The organism is Streptomyces sp. NPDC001604 (genome assembly GCF_042893475.1).
Classification (GTDB): domain Bacteria; phylum Actinomycetota; class Actinomycetes; order Streptomycetales; family Streptomycetaceae; genus Streptomyces.
In genome coordinates, this window is record NZ_JBIAUY010000012.1 from 107,047 (window position 1) to 120,635 (window position 13,589).

The 13,589-nt window shown below is 72.2% G+C and carries 13 protein-coding genes and 1 pseudogene; 6 read left to right on the plus strand and 8 right to left on the minus strand.

All coding sequences use genetic code 11. The features are described 5' to 3' along the window. Window positions 1–22: 22 nt before the first annotated feature. The gene (locus ACFY1E_RS29055; RefSeq protein WP_389080685.1) at window positions 23–1,444 is read right to left on the minus strand and encodes a PLP-dependent aminotransferase family protein; all 1,422 of its coding nucleotides are present in this window, start codon (window positions 1,442–1,444) and stop codon (window positions 23–25) included. A gap of 47 nt (window positions 1,445–1,491) precedes the next feature. Here ACFY1E_RS29055 and ACFY1E_RS29060 point away from each other — a divergent pair. Next, window positions 1,492–2,280, plus strand: a pseudogene (locus tag ACFY1E_RS29060) (EamA family transporter); the annotation flags it as partial. Window positions 2,281–2,343: 63 nt separating this feature from the next. On the opposite strand, the gene ACFY1E_RS29065 reads toward ACFY1E_RS29060, so the two are convergent. Further along, window positions 2,344–3,204, minus strand: coding sequence for an alpha/beta fold hydrolase (locus tag ACFY1E_RS29065; protein ID WP_389080686.1), 861 nt, complete (start codon window positions 3,202–3,204; stop codon window positions 2,344–2,346). A 107-nt stretch (window positions 3,205–3,311) separates the two neighbouring features. Continuing rightward, window positions 3,312–3,965, minus strand: a complete 654-nt coding sequence (locus tag ACFY1E_RS29070; RefSeq protein WP_389080687.1) for an NADPH-dependent F420 reductase — start codon at window positions 3,963–3,965, stop codon at window positions 3,312–3,314. A gap of 113 nt (window positions 3,966–4,078) precedes the next feature. On the opposite strand from ACFY1E_RS29070, the gene ACFY1E_RS29075 reads away from it, so the two are divergent. Next, window positions 4,079–4,963 (plus strand): RNA polymerase sigma-70 factor, encoded by an 885-nt coding sequence (locus ACFY1E_RS29075; RefSeq protein WP_389080689.1) that lies wholly within the window; start codon window positions 4,079–4,081, stop codon window positions 4,961–4,963. A 190-nt stretch (window positions 4,964–5,153) separates the two neighbouring features. Beyond that, entirely contained in the window at window positions 5,154–5,915 is a 762-nt protein-coding gene (locus ACFY1E_RS29080) for a GntR family transcriptional regulator (protein WP_389080690.1), read from the plus strand. Window positions 5,916–5,982: 67 nt separating this feature from the next. Here ACFY1E_RS29080 and ACFY1E_RS29085 read toward each other — a convergent pair whose 3' ends face one another. From ACFY1E_RS29085 to ACFY1E_RS29095, 3 genes are all read right to left on the minus strand, one after another. Further along, the gene (locus tag ACFY1E_RS29085) at window positions 5,983–7,140 is read right to left on the minus strand and encodes an ROK family transcriptional regulator (RefSeq protein WP_389080692.1); all 1,158 of its coding nucleotides are present in this window, start codon (window positions 7,138–7,140) and stop codon (window positions 5,983–5,985) included. A gap of 188 nt (window positions 7,141–7,328) precedes the next feature. Then, a complete protein-coding gene (locus tag ACFY1E_RS29090) occupies window positions 7,329–7,991 on the minus strand; it encodes a response regulator (protein WP_389080693.1) in 663 nt (220 codons plus the stop codon). 14 nt (window positions 7,992–8,005) lie between these two features. Then, window positions 8,006–9,163 (minus strand): sensor histidine kinase, encoded by a 1,158-nt coding sequence (locus tag ACFY1E_RS29095; RefSeq protein ID WP_389080695.1) that lies wholly within the window; start codon window positions 9,161–9,163, stop codon window positions 8,006–8,008. A 108-nt stretch (window positions 9,164–9,271) separates the two neighbouring features. Here ACFY1E_RS29095 and ACFY1E_RS29100 point away from each other — a divergent pair, with 108 nt between their 5' ends. Genes ACFY1E_RS29100 through ACFY1E_RS29110 form a run of 3 tightly spaced genes read left to right on the plus strand, consistent with a single transcriptional unit; the run spans window position 9,272 to window position 11,377 of the window. Then, window positions 9,272–10,192: an ABC transporter ATP-binding protein gene (locus ACFY1E_RS29100; RefSeq protein WP_389080697.1), complete on the plus strand. Its 921-nt coding sequence runs from the start codon at window positions 9,272–9,274 to the stop codon at window positions 10,190–10,192. A 2-nt stretch (window positions 10,193–10,194) separates the two neighbouring features. Continuing rightward, window positions 10,195–10,917, plus strand: coding sequence for an ABC transporter permease (locus tag ACFY1E_RS29105; protein WP_389080699.1), 723 nt, complete (start codon window positions 10,195–10,197; stop codon window positions 10,915–10,917). A gap of 58 nt (window positions 10,918–10,975) precedes the next feature. Then, a complete protein-coding gene (locus tag ACFY1E_RS29110) occupies window positions 10,976–11,377 on the plus strand; it encodes a hypothetical protein (protein ID WP_389080700.1) in 402 nt (133 codons plus the stop codon). Between the two features lie 3 nt (window positions 11,378–11,380). Here ACFY1E_RS29110 and mug read toward each other — a convergent pair whose 3' ends face one another. Both mug and purB read right to left on the minus strand, forming a co-directional pair. Next, a complete protein-coding gene (gene mug, locus ACFY1E_RS29115) occupies window positions 11,381–11,926 on the minus strand; it encodes a G/U mismatch-specific DNA glycosylase (RefSeq protein WP_389081067.1) in 546 nt (181 codons plus the stop codon). Further along, window positions 11,923–13,365, minus strand: a complete 1,443-nt coding sequence (gene purB / locus ACFY1E_RS29120) for an adenylosuccinate lyase (RefSeq protein WP_389080703.1) — start codon at window positions 13,363–13,365, stop codon at window positions 11,923–11,925. The genes mug and purB overlap by 4 nt, the downstream gene beginning before the upstream one ends. Window positions 13,366–13,589: the final 224 nt, after the last annotated feature.

Here is a 13,589-nt window from a genome sequence, read left to right on the forward strand (position 1 = left end):
CCATCTGCCGGTCAGCCGGTGGTCATACGGCGGTGGCCTGGGCCATCAGCCGTATGCCCTCCCGGATTCGCGCGGGTGGCTGATGCGCGTACCCCAGAACCAGTTGTACGTCCCCGGTCTCGACGTGCCTGTGGGTGTAGTCCGCCAGCCCGCGTACGGCCACCCCGGCCGCCGTAACCCGGTCGAGGAACCGCTCCAGGGGTCCGTACCGTTCCGGCAGCCGGACGATGACGTGCAGTCCCGCCGCGATCCCGGCGACCTGTGCGCCCGGGAAGTGCTCCTGCAGCGCGGCCACGAGCGCATCACGCCGTTCGCGGTACGCCCGCTGGCAGCGGCGGAGCTGGCGGTCGTAGTCGCCGCGCTCCACGAAGCGGGCGAACAGCGCCTGGTCGAGGGTGGGATGGCCGAGGTCCATGGTGCGCTTGCGCTCGACGACCTCCCCGGCCAGCGCCTCGGGCACCATCAGCCAGCCCAGCCGCAGGCCCGGGGCGAGTGACTTGCTGACGGAGCCCGTGTAGGCCACGTGTTCCGGGTCCAGTCCCTGCAGCGCGCCCACGGGGGCACGGTCGTAGCGGAAGTCGCCGTCGTAGTCGTCCTCCAGGACGAGCCCGTCCACGGACCGCGCCCAGTCGAGCAGTTCGGTGCGGCGGCGCGCCGAGTAGGCGATCCCGGTGGGGAACTGGTGGGAGGGCGTCGTCACGACGGCCCGCACGTCCGAGTCCCGCAGTGCTCCGACGACGATTCCGTCGCCGTCCAGGGGCAGGGGCACGGTGGTGACACCGGCCGAGGCATACAGCGCGTCGTGCTGGGGGCTGCCGGGATCCTCGACGCCGACCGTGCGCAACCCGCGCGCGTGGAGGGCGAATCCGAGCAGCGTCGTCGCCTGCGCCACCCCGGAGACGACCACGATCCGCTCCGGATCCGCGACCACACCCCGGCGGCGCGCCAGCAGCTCCGCCAGGGCGGTACGCAGCTGGGGCAGCCCGCGCGGGTCGGGGTAGCCGAGGTCCTGGTGGGGCAGTTCGGCCAGGACCGTACGCTGCGCGGCGGCCCAGGCGGCGCGCGGGAACAGCGACAGATCCGGTGTGCCGGGCACGAAGTCGGCGCGCGCACCGGGGGAGCGCGGGGCGAGGTCACGCGCGCGGGGCGGCGCGGCCCGCACCGCGCCCCCCACCCAGGTACCCGCACCGCGCCCGCTGCGCAGATAGCCCTCCGCGGTCAACTGCTCGTACGCCTCCGTGACCAGCCCCCGTGACACCCCGAGATCGGCGGCGAGATCCCGGCTCGACGGCAGCCGGGTCCCCGGCGCGAGCCTCCCCGTGCGCACCGCCTCACGCAGCGCCGCCTGCAGCGAACGTCCACGCGTGCGTGCAGGTGCGGAGGCGGCCGGCAGGAGCAGCTCCCAGGCGGGAGTGCCGTCCCGATTGGTCTCCGATGACGTCATGGAAATGGACCTTAAACCGGACCGCACCGCTGCCTAGCGTCGCTGCCATGAACGCCACCACCACCCGTGGAGCCCTCCTCGCCGCCCTCGCCTGCGTACTCGTCGGCGGCTCCTTCACCGCGAACAGCGTCCTCGGCCACTACCCGTACGCGGGTGGCCAGTTCCTGCGCTACGGCCTCGCCTGTCTGCTGCTGCTCCCGCCGGCCGGCCGGGGAGCGCCGGCGCGGCTGCGGCTGCTCGCGCCCCGCCAGTGGGCCCGCCTCGTCCTGCTCGCCGCCGTCGGGATGGTCGGCTTCAACCTGGCCGTCATCGCGGCCGAGCGCTCCGCGGAACCGGCGGTGCCCGGCGTCTTCGTGGGATGTGCGCCCGTGGTGGTGGCCGTCGTCGTCCCCCTCCTGGAGGGCCGCCGACCTCAACGCCGGGTTCTGTGCGGCGCGTTGCTGGTCGCCTGTGGCGCCTTCACGGTTCAGGGGTGGGGGCGTACGGACGGCACGGGGATCGCCTTCTCGGCCTGCGCGCTGGCCGGTGAGGTCGGTTTCGCCGTACTCGCCGTGCCCGTTCTGCGGCCCCTGGGGCCCCGGCTGCTGTCCGCCACGGTGTGCGGCCTGGCAGCGGCCGAGTCCGCGGCGGCCGGACTGCTCGCGGACGGCACGGCGTGGCTGCGGCGCCCCGACGCCGGCGAGACCGCCGCTCTGCTGTGGCAGGCGGCGGTCGTCACCGTCGTCGGCTTCGTCTGCTGGTACATGGGCATGCAGCGGCTCGGGGCCGAGCGCGCCACGCTGTTCTCCGGCCTCATCCCGGTCGCCGCCGCCTGCACGGCCCCGCTCGTCGACACGGGCTCCTACGGGGCCGCCCAGGCCGTCGGCAGTGCGCTGGTCGGCGTCGGAGTCGCCCTCGGATCAGGCGCGTTGAGCCTGCGGCGTGCCGGAGCGGCGGCTGCCGTCGAGGATGACGCGGGCGACCAGCGCCGGATCGTCGCTCATCGGGCAGTGCCCGCAGCCGGGCAGCCGCACCAGCCGGGCCCGGGGGACGATCTGCTTGGCGCGCACCCCCTGGCGGCGTACGAGCAGCATGTCCCTGGTGCCCCAGGCCACGGTGACCGGGACGGTGGGGATGTCGTCGGTGAACCGCACGGCGCTGCCGGCCCGCAGGGTCGCGTCGAAGCCGGTCGCCTGTGCCAGGGCCAGCGTCTCGGCGACCACGGCCTCGGGTGAGCGGCGGCCCGGGCGGGCGTAGATCGTGCTCGTCAGCATGGTGCGGCCGGCCGCCGAGCGGGACAGCCGCTCCACCAGGGGCAGCGGCAGCCGCCGGGAGATGTGCCGCATGGCGAGCAGCACACCGAAGGCGTAGCGCCGCTCGGCCTCGGACCAGAACCCGGCCGGGGACAGAGCGGTCACGGACCGCGCGAGCTGCTCGCGGCCGAGCTCCAGGGCGAGCAGACCGCCGAGCGAGTTGCCCGCCACATGCGGACGGTCGAGTTCCAGCGCCTCGCAGAACGCACCGAAGACGGCCGTGGTCGTGGGCAGGTCGTAGGCGAGCCCGTCCGGCAGGGCCGGGGAGGCGCCGAAGCCGGGCAGATCCACCGCGATCACGTCGCGTTCGGTCGCCAGGATGTCCACCACGGGGTCCCAGGCCTGCCGGTGGTGACCGATGCCGTGCAGCAGGAGCAGCGGTTCGCCGCTGCCCACGCGCGCGTAGGAGACGGTCACGGGCTGCGGGCCCCCTGGGGAGGGGACCTTGAAGGAGACGGTGGCGGACATGGGGGTGCTCCTCGTCTGGGCTCGCCGGCGGACGCCGTGTAGACAGCTTGTCAGCAATTGCTACCGACGGGTAGCCCTTGGCGTCGGCCTCCCCGGCCGCACCGCTTTCAATGGCCCCTGCGCACCTCCAGGTTGAACTCCGCATGCCCGAGATGCCGGAAGAGATCGAGCCACAGCGGCAGCAGCATCTCCACACTGCGTGCCGAGCGGATGCCGCCCAGGTCGAGCACCCGGTGCGGCGGCCACCCGAACTCCCCGAGCATGCCCCGGACCTGCTCCTTGGCCTCCGCGTCCTCACCGCAGACGAAGACCTGGTGCTCGCCCGGCACCAGCGCGGGATCGACCATCACCTTGCAGTTGACCGTGTTGAGCGTCTTCACCACGCGCGCGTGCGGGAAGGCGCGCTGGATCTGCTCGCCCACGCTGTCCGACTCCACGGGCGACAGCCGCATCTCCCCGTCCTCGAACGCCATCGGGTTCGAGACGTCGACGACGACCTTCCCGTCCAGATTCGCCGCCCCGGCCGCCTCCAGCGCGGCGAGCGCCACCCGCCCGCCGACGGCGACCACCACCACCTCGGCGGACGAGGCCGCCTCCGCGAACGTGCCGGCCCGCGCCCCGGCGCCCGCGCTGCGCGCCCACTCCAGGGCCGCGGGATTGTCCTTCGTGCGCGAGCCCAGCGTCACCTCGTGGCCCAGCTCCGTCAGCCTGCCGCCGAGCGTGCGGCCGACGTCGCCCGTGCCCAGAACCGCGTACCGCATCGCCACCTCCGCACCATCCGGCCGCCGACCGCCGACGGCCTGCGGGTCATTCTGCTCCGGGACACCCCGGATTTCTCCTGGACATGTCCGGACGCGTCGCATGGGATGGGACCGTGACCACCGACACCGAGACCGACGTCTTCGAAGAGCACCGCCCCGTCCTGCTGGGGGTCGCCTACCGCATGCTCGGGCGGGTGGCCGACGCGGAGGACGTCGTCCAGGAGGCCTGGCTGCGCTGGTCCGGCGCCGACCGCAGCGAGGTGCGCGAACCGCGCGGCTACCTGGTGCGCATCACCACCCGCCTCGCCATCGACCGGCTGCGCCAGATCAAGGCGCGCAACGAGGCGTACGTCGGTCCGTGGCTGCCCGAGCCCTATGTGACCGACTTCGGGGACACCGTCCCGGACACCGCCGAGCGGGCCGTGCTCGCCGACTCCGTCTCGCTGGCCGTCCTCGTCGTCCTGGAGTCGCTGTCGCCGCTGGAGCGGGCGGTGTTCGTGCTCCGCGAGGCCTTCGGTTACCCGTACGCCGACATCGCCGTGATGCTCGACCGCGGTGAGGCGGCGGTCCGCCAGCTCGCCGGGCGGGCCCGCAAGCACGTCGAGGAGCGGCGGCCGCGCTACGAGGTCGACCCCGGGCGGCGCCGTGAGCTGACCGAACGATTCCTCGCCGCCGCGGCCGAGGGGGACCTGGAAGGTCTCATGGCGCTGCTTGCGCCCGACGTACGACTGGTGGGCGACAGCGGCGGCAAGTCCAGGGCACCGCTACGGGTCCTGGAGAGCGCCGACAAGGTGGGCCGCTTCCTCGTCGGGGCCGCCCAGAAGGGCGTACCGGACCAGTCCTTCCGGTTCATGGAGCTCAACGGCGGCCTCGCGGTCGTCGTGCTGTCCGCGGGCAAGCCGGACAGCGTCTTCCAGGTGGACGTCTTCGAGGGGCGCATCCAGTCGCTCTACATCATCCGCAACCCGGACAAGCTGCTCTCGCTGCCGTCCGCGTAGGCGACGAGGACGGTTCCGTACGAACACCGTGTGAACCCTGTGCGGCGAGCGTCCTGTGTCGCGCCCAAGGGATCCAGGATTGGTCTTGACCAAGGGTTTGGGCCGCCCTATGGTCGCAGATAAGTGCAACAACCTTTAATAAACAAGGGCGCTAAAACGCCGCCGGACCACGGCGATTGCGGAGGACAGGGTGGGGACCACGCAGTTGGAATCGGTGCCGGAACCGAAGTACTGGCACCTCAAGACCGTGCTCAGTGAGGCATTGGACTCCGAGTTCTCCGTGGGCGAGATCCTGCCCAACGAACGCGACCTGGCGGCCCGCTTCGGCGTCGCGCGCGCCACGCTTCGGCAGGCCCTGGAGCAGCTCGAACTGGAAGGCAGGCTGCAGCGCCGCCGCGGTGTCGGGACGACCGTCGCCCCGCCGCGCGTGGGCGTCGCGGTCGGCACCGAGCAGCACGCCTGGCCGGGGGCCTCCGGGGACGTCTGGCAGGCCGTCGACTGCACGTCCGCGGCCCCGCCCGCGGCGGTCGCCGCCGCACTGGGGACGGGCCCGGAGGAGACCGTCTTCACGGTGCGCCGCTCGCGCGTCTCCCACGGCCAGCCCGTCGCCGCGGAGCTGCTCTACGTCCCGGCGTCCTCGGTGCCGGACCTCTCCGCCATAGACGCGCCGTCGGGTCCCGCACGCGCGCGTGCCGTGCTGCGCGAGCTGCAGCGCCTTGAGCTGGAGGGCCGCGAGAGCGCCGTCGAGCTCGGTTCCGCCCGCGCGGACGACGCCAAGGAACTGGACCGGCTCCCCGGGGCGCCCGTCCTCGTGGTCACCACCCGCTTCCTCGCCGAGGGCCGCACCGCGGCGCTCTCCGTCGCCACGTACCGTGCGGACACCTGCCGGCTGACCTTCGGCGACTCGGGCGGCGTGGAGATCCACCAGGGACCCGAGCGCCAGGCCTCCTGAGCTCCGGCCCCCGGACCCGCTGTGCCCCGGAACTGCTCCGGGGCACAGCGCATTGCGGCGCCGCGCCTCAGCGCCGCGCCGTCACCGTGCCCTCGACCGCGAACAGCTGCTCCTCCACATGGTCCAGGGCGAGCCGCAGCGCACCCGTCGCCACCGCCGCCTCGCCCAGCAGCGACAGGGCCACCTTCGGCGGTCGCAGGCAGTAGCGGGCCAACTCGCGGCGCAGGGGCTCCAGTACGCCGTCCAGGCCGGCCGCCCAGCCTCCGATGACGACGAGTTCCGGGTCGAGCGCGAGGACCAGGGCGGCCACGTCGTGGACGAGCCGCTGGATGAAGCGGTCGACGGCCGCGCGGGCCCGCTGGTCGCCCTCGCGGGCCTGTGCGAAGACCTCGGCGACGGCCTGTTCGTCGAGCGGGTGCAGCGGCTCGTCCGTGGTCGACAGCAGCGTCTCCGGGGTCACCTCGCGGCCCAGCAGATGCAGCGCGCCGATCTCGCCGGCCGCCCCGCCGTACCCCCGGTGCAGCTGCCCGCCGATCAGCGAACCGGCGCCAGGGCTCAGCCCTGCGAGCACGAACACCACGTCGTCGGACTCGGTGGCCGCGCCCTTCCAGTGCTCGGCGACGGCCGCAGCGTTGGCGTCGTTCTCGACCAGCACCGGGCACTTGAAGGACCGGCTCAGCCGCTCGCCGAGACGCAGCCCCGTCCACTCGGGCAGCGCCGCGCACAGCCGCACCGTGCCGTCGGCCTCGACGATGCCGGGTGAGGCGACACCCACCGCCCGCAGCGAGCCGCGGGCGACCCCGGCCCGGCGCAGCAGTTCCGCCACCGCGGTGCGCAGCCGCTCCAGGCGCTCGTCGGCCGGAGCCGTCTCGTCGACGTCCTTGGCGACCGAGCCGAGCACCCGGCCGTCCAGATCTGCGAGGAGCGCGGCGACCCGGTGGGAGCCGATGTCCAGGCCCAGCAGATGCCCCGCCTCCGCCCGGAACCGGAAGCGCCGCGCGGGCCGCCCCTGGCGTCGCACCACGCTCTCGTCGGCCGCCTTCTCGACGACGTAGCCCGCCTCGATGAGGCCCTCGACGACGCCCTCGACGGTCGGCCGGGACAGCCCGGTCACCCGGGTGATCTCCGTCAGTGTCGCCGCGTCCGTGGCACGCAGCGCGTGCAGGACCACCGCGGAGTTGATCCTTCGCAGCAGCGAGGGATCCCCGCCGGTCAGCCGCCCCAACGTCCCGTCCTCCCAGCTCGTGCGCGTGTTGGCCGGATCGTACCGGGTCGCTCCGCTGGGTTGGGCCGCGATGGGCCGTGTTTTGTCTGCTGCGCCGTCGTGGCTGGTCGCGCCCCGCGGCGGAGCCGCTGATGTCACAGCCCCGCGCCCCTAAGGGCGGTGCCGAACCGCCACCTTGCCAGCCAGGGTCACCCGGGCGCCACGAAGCCCGACTCGTACGCTGCGATCACCGCCTGCGTCCGGTCCCGCGCTCCCAGCTTGGCCAGGATGGCGCTGACGTGGGACTTCACCGTCTCCGTGCCGACGATCAGACGGGTGGCGATCTCCGCGTTCGACAGGCCCCGGGCCATCAGTCGCAGTACCTCTCCCTCCCGTTCGGTCAGGCGGGCCCGCTCCATGGCTGCGCGGGCGGCGCGGTTTCCGCCGCTGTCGCCGTAGTCGGCGGCCAACTGCCGTACGGAGGCCGGGAACAGCAAGGACTCGCCCTCGGCGACCAGGCGCACCGCATGCACGATCTCGGCCGGACGCGCCCGCTTCAACAGGAACCCGTCGGCGCCCGCCCGCAGTGCCTCGTACACGTACTCGTCGTTCTCGAACGTCGTCACGACGAGGATCTTCGGCGGATCGTCGACCGTCCGCAGCACCGCACGCGTGGCCTCGATGCCGTCCATCAGCGGCATCCGCACGTCCATGGCGACCACGTCCGGTCGCAGCTGCCGCACAAGTGGGATCACAGCTGCCCCGTCGGCTGCCTCCCCCACGACCTCGATGTCGGGCTGTGCCTCCAGGACGGCCCGCAGACCGGCGCGTACGAGGGGTTCGTCGTCGACGAGGAGAACGGTCACCGGCATCCGGCCAGCGTAGATCAACTCAACGGGAGTGCTACATGTACCTGCCAGTCACCCTCGTCCGGTCCGGTTCGCGCGCGGCCGCCGAGCAGCGCCGCGCGCTCCCGTATGCCGCGCAGCCCGCTGCCCCGTCCGGGCCCGGGTATGTCGGCGGTCAGCGGATTGCGCACTTCCAGGGCGAGCGCGCTGTCCGTGACGTCGACACGGACGCGCACCGGGACGGATCCCGCGTGCCGGAGCACATTGGTCAGGGCCTCCTGGAGGATGCGATAGCCCTCCCGTGAGACCGGGCCGGGTATCGACTCCAGCGCACCGGACACCTCCATGTCGATCTTCGCGCCGGATGCGCGCGCGGACTCCAGGAGCCGGTCCGCCTCGGCCAGCGTCGGACGGCTGCTCACCGGCCGCTCCGCCTCGCGCAGCACACCGAGCACACGCTCCAGGTCCTCCAGCGCGGCGCGGCCGGTGTCCTCGATGGCCCCCAGCGCCCGGTCGGTGAACTCGGGATTGCCCGCCGCGCGGGCCGCGCCCGCCTGCACGACCGCCACCGTCAGGGCATGGCCGATGGAGTCGTGCAGCTCGCGGGCGATGCGGTTGCGCTCCAGGAGCTGATCCGTGCGCTCCTCCAGAGCCGCGAGACGCTCGGCCGCGGACGGGCCCAGAAGCCGGCGGGCGACCGCGGTGATCAGCTCGCCCAGGCCGACCACGGCCCCGTAGAGCGCGAGCAGCGGAAACGGCACCAACAGGGCGTACACCCAGTGTGGTTGGAACGCGCTCAGTACGGGGACGGCGGCGTCCGGTGCGTGTCCGAGCGCGACGCGGACCAGCTCGTAGACCAGCGCCGGCAGCCAGACGCAGCTCGCCATCGCCACCGCGCCCAGCCCCATCCGCACCTCGAGCCACATCACGGTGCGCAGCCGGTCCCGCCAGGTGGCGGACGGGTTCACGGAGATCCTCGAATCCTGCTCGCCGGGCGTCAGCAGCAGCCGCGCCTGCACGCCCTCGCCCATGCGTACGGCAGGGATGAGCCCGACCGGGACCAGGACGGCCGCAGGCACCCAGGGTGTCGACATGTCGATGAACAGCCACACGCTCACGACGAGCATCGGCACCCACAGGTGCAGCAGTCGCGTGTATGTCGTCCCCCGGAGCAACGGGCGCAGAAAGCGGGCCATTTCGTCATCGTGCCAGCCGCCACTGACAACGGGCCTCCCCCGCGTGGGGGAGCCGCTCTCCACCGGCGGGGGAGGAGAACACCCCGCCCGAGCGGCGACGCTGCTGCCATGACCAGCATCGACGTCCAGAACCTCACCAAGGAGTACGGCAACCTGCGCGCCGTGGACGACCTGACCTTCAGCGTCCGCCCCGGCCGTGTCACCGGCTTCCTCGGCCCCAACGGCGCCGGAAAGTCCACCACCATGCGGCTCGTCCTCGGCCTCGACCGGCCCACCTCCGGCTCCGCCACGATCGGTGCCCGCCCCTACGCCGCGCTGCACGAACCGCTGCGCCACGTCGGCGCCCTGCTCGACGCCCGGGCCGCCCACGGCTCCCGTACCGGCCGCCACCACCTGCGCATCCTGGCGGCGAGCAACCGCATCCCGCAGCGCCGGGTCGACGAGGTGCTCGCGGAGACCGGGCTCGCATCGGTGGCGCGACGCCAGGTGAAGACGTACTCCCTCGGCATGCGCCAGCGCCTGGGCATCGCCGCCGCGCTGCTGGGCGAGCCCCAGGTGGTCATGCTCGACGAACCCTCCAACGGCCTCGACCCCGAAGGCATCATCTGGATCCGCGCGTTGCTGCGCCGGCTCGCGGGCGAGGGCCGTACGGTCCTGGTCTCCAGCCATCTCATGAACGAGACCGCGTCCTTCGCCGACCACCTCGTCGTCCTGGGACGCGGACGGCTGCTGGCCGACACCCCGATGCGGGAGTTCATCGACGCACGCGTGCAGCCTCGCGTGCGGATCCGGACGACGGACCCCACGGCACTCAAGAGCGTTCTCGCCCGGCACGGCCACGACGCCGTCGAGCACGGGGACGGGCGCTGGATCGTGGACCACGCACGCGTGGACGACATCGGTCGCCTCGCCTCCGCCGCCGGTGTGCCGCTGCTCGAACTGGCGGCGGAAGAGGGCACGTTGGAGCAGGCCTATCTGGACCTGACCGGCGCAGAAACCGAGTTCACCGCACCGCACCAGGAGGCCTGACCATGGAATTCACGCCCTTGCTCCACTCGGAGTGGCTCAAGATCCGTACGCTGCGCTCGCTCGTCGGCAGCCTGGCCGCCGTCCTGCTCGCCACCACCGCGTTCTCGGCGCTTGCCGGAAGCGACACCGAAGGCGCGGACTTCGACCCGTTGTTCTCGGTGTTCTTCGGCGTCAGTCTCGGGCAGATCGCGGCGATCGCCTTCGGCACGACCGCCGTGTCGTCCGAGTTCCGGGGCGGCGCCCTGCGCGTCACGTTGGCCGCGGTGCCGCGGCGCGGCCGGTGGTTCGTCGCCAAGGCGGTGGCGATCGCCCTGCCCGTGCTAGGGGTCGGTCTGGCGACGGGAGGGGTGAGCCTCGCTGTCGGCAAGGCGGTGCTCGGGACGAAGGCGGACGGGCTGACCTGGGGCGAGGAACTGCGTGGAGTCGCCGGCTGCGCCTTCTATCTCACGCTGATGGCGCTGCTCGCGGCAGGCCTGACAGCCGTGCTGCGCAGCGGTGTCGCCACGCTGAGCATCCTGATCCCGTTCCTGCTCACCGTGTCCTTCGTCATCGGGGACGTGTCCGGTTCCGTGGCGGACGTCCTGCCGGACCGGGCGGGGCAGGTGGTGTTCCACGGGAGGTGGGACGGCGCCCTCGGGCCGTGGACCGGGCTTGCGGTGACGGGACTGTGGACGGCGGCCGCGCTGCTCGCGGGGGCGTGGAGCGTACGGCGGCGCGATGCCTGACGACTGAAGGCGGTTGACGCGCCGCCAATTGTCAGTGGCGGCCGCAATACTGGATCACATGGACATGGACAAGCACCTCGCCACGATCGATGCGCTGTGCACTGCGGATCTCTCCGCGGAGTACAGCGGGTCGGATCTGTTCCTGGCGGGATCCGGTTACCGCATCGTGCGGTTAGTGGACGGGGACGACGTGCATGTGCTCGGAGAGTGGATCTCCCAGGTGCTGAACGCCCGTTGGGGCGAGCAGCACCACCCATGGGGCATGCCCACGCTCCGCGTGCGCATCGACCGCGGCGAGGACATACCGGAACCCTGGCTGGCGACGAGCATCCTCACGCAGCAGCTGAACCTGTGGCAGCCGCCCGGCACCGAACGCTGGATCGCCCTCGGCATCGCCGACCGGGGTGAAACCGACGAGGCCCCCCTGCTCGCCGTGGCCTCGGACATAGACCCCGTCTGATCTTCAGGAGCCCGCCGCCGCCCTCAGGCGCGCGAACTCCTCCGCCATCGTCTCCACCGTCCAGTGCGCGTTCAGCCCGCTCGGATTGGGCAGCACCCACACCCGTGTCTCCCCGAACGTCCGCCCCTGCGGCCCCACTTGGGCCCTGCGGTCGTCGAACGCCACCCGGTACGCGGTGACTCCCACCACCGCCAGCCAGCGCGGCTGCAGCCGTGCCACCTTCAGCGCCAGCAGCCGCCCGCCCTCGCGGTACTCCTCCGGACCGATCTCGTCGGCCCGCGCCGTCGCCCTGGCCACGACGTTCGTGATGCCCAGCCCGTACGACAGTAACTCGCTCTGCTCCGACGGCTTCAAGAGCCGGGGCGTGAAGCCCGAGCGATGCAGCACCGGCCAGAAGCGGTTGCCGGGGCGGGCGAAGTGATGGCCCGTCGCTGCCGTCATCAAACCAGGATTGATGCCGCAAAAGAGTACAGAAAGGCCGTCCGCGACCACGTCCGGGACGAGACGGTCGCGGGCGGCCTCCAGTTCCGCCGGGGTGAAGCGGGTCAGAGGATCGCCCCCGGCGTGTAGCCCGCCGCCTCCGGGTGCTGCTTGACGATCTCCTCGATACGGCCGACCACCACGGCGACCTGGTCGGCGGCGGCGCCTGTGAAGGACAGCTTGTCGGCCATCAGCGCGTCCAGCTGGGCGCGGTCGAGCGGGATGCGCTCGTCGGCGGCCAGCTTGTCCAGGAGCTCGTTGCGCTCGGCACCCTGCTCGCGCATCGCGAGGGCGGAGGCGACGGCGTTCTCCTTGATGGCCTCGTGCGCCACCTCACGGCCCACTCCCGCGCGCACCGCACCCATCAGCACCTTGGTCGTGGCCAGGAACGGAAGGTAGCGGTCCAGCTCACGGGCCACGACCGCCGGGAACGCACCGAACTCGTCCAGCACGGTGAGGAAGGTCTCCAGCAGACCGTCCAGCGCGAAGAACGCGTCGGGCAGCGCGACCCGGCGCACCACCGAGCAGGACACGTCGCCCTCGTTCCACTGGTCGCCGGCCAGTTCGCCGGTCATCGACGCGTAGCCGCGCAGGACGACCATCAGGCCGTTGACGCGCTCGCAGGAGCGGGTGTTCATCTTGTGCGGCATCGCCGAGGAGCCGACCTGGCCCGGCTTGAAGCCCTCGGTCACCAGCTCGTGACCGGCCATCAGACGGATCGTCTTCGCGAGCGAGGAGGGGGCCGCCGCCAGCTGCACCAGCGCGGTCACGACCTCGTAGTCCAGCGACCGCGGGTAGACCTGGCCGACCGAGGTGAACGCCTGCGAGAAGCCCAGGTGCCGGGCGATCCGGTTCTCCAGGTCGGCCAGCTTGCCCGCCTCGCCGCCCAGCAGGTCCAGCATGTCCTGCGCCGTACCCACCGGGCCCTTGATGCCGCGCAGCGGGTAGCGGCCCAGGAGCTCCTCGACCCGGCCGTACGCGACGAGCAGCTCGTCGGCGGCGGTCGCGAAGCGCTTGCCGAGTGTGGTGGCCTGCGCTGCCACATTGTGGGAGCGGCCGGCCATGACCAGCTCGCCGTACTCGCCCGCCAGCTTGCCGAGCCGCGCCAGGACCGCCACCGTGCGGTCGCGCATCAGCTCCAGGGAGAGCCGGATCTGCAGCTGCTCCACGTTCTCGGTGAGGTCGCGGGAGGTCATGCCCTTGTGCACGTGCTCGTGCCCCGCGAGGTCGTTGAACTCCTCGATCCGCGCCTTCACGTCGTGGCGCGTGACCTTCTCGCGCTCGGCGATCGAGGCCAGGTCGACGGTGTCGAGGACACGCTCGTAGTCGGCGATCGCCGCGTCCGGCACCTCGATGCCGAGGTCCTTCTGGGCCTTGAGCACGGCGAGCCAGAGCTGCCGCTCCAGCTTCACCTTCTGCTCGGGCGACCAGAGCGTGGCGAGCTCGGCGGAGGCGTAGCGTCCGGCGAGGACGTTCGGGATGCGGGGCTTGGCGGGAGCAGAAGTCACGTGTACGGAGTTTACCTGCCGTCCGTGAGGGGCTCGCACCGTCCACAGAGTGTGAGAAACCGCAGGTCACGGCTCGCTGAACCGTGCACCCCCACGCGCGTCCGTGAGACGGATGTGAGACGTCGGTGCGGTCAGAATCCCCTTCGATCGATGAGTTGAAATTAGGTTCGCTTCAACCTATAGTCGAAGCATCGGCTTCCGAAACGGAAGCGGCCCCACATCGG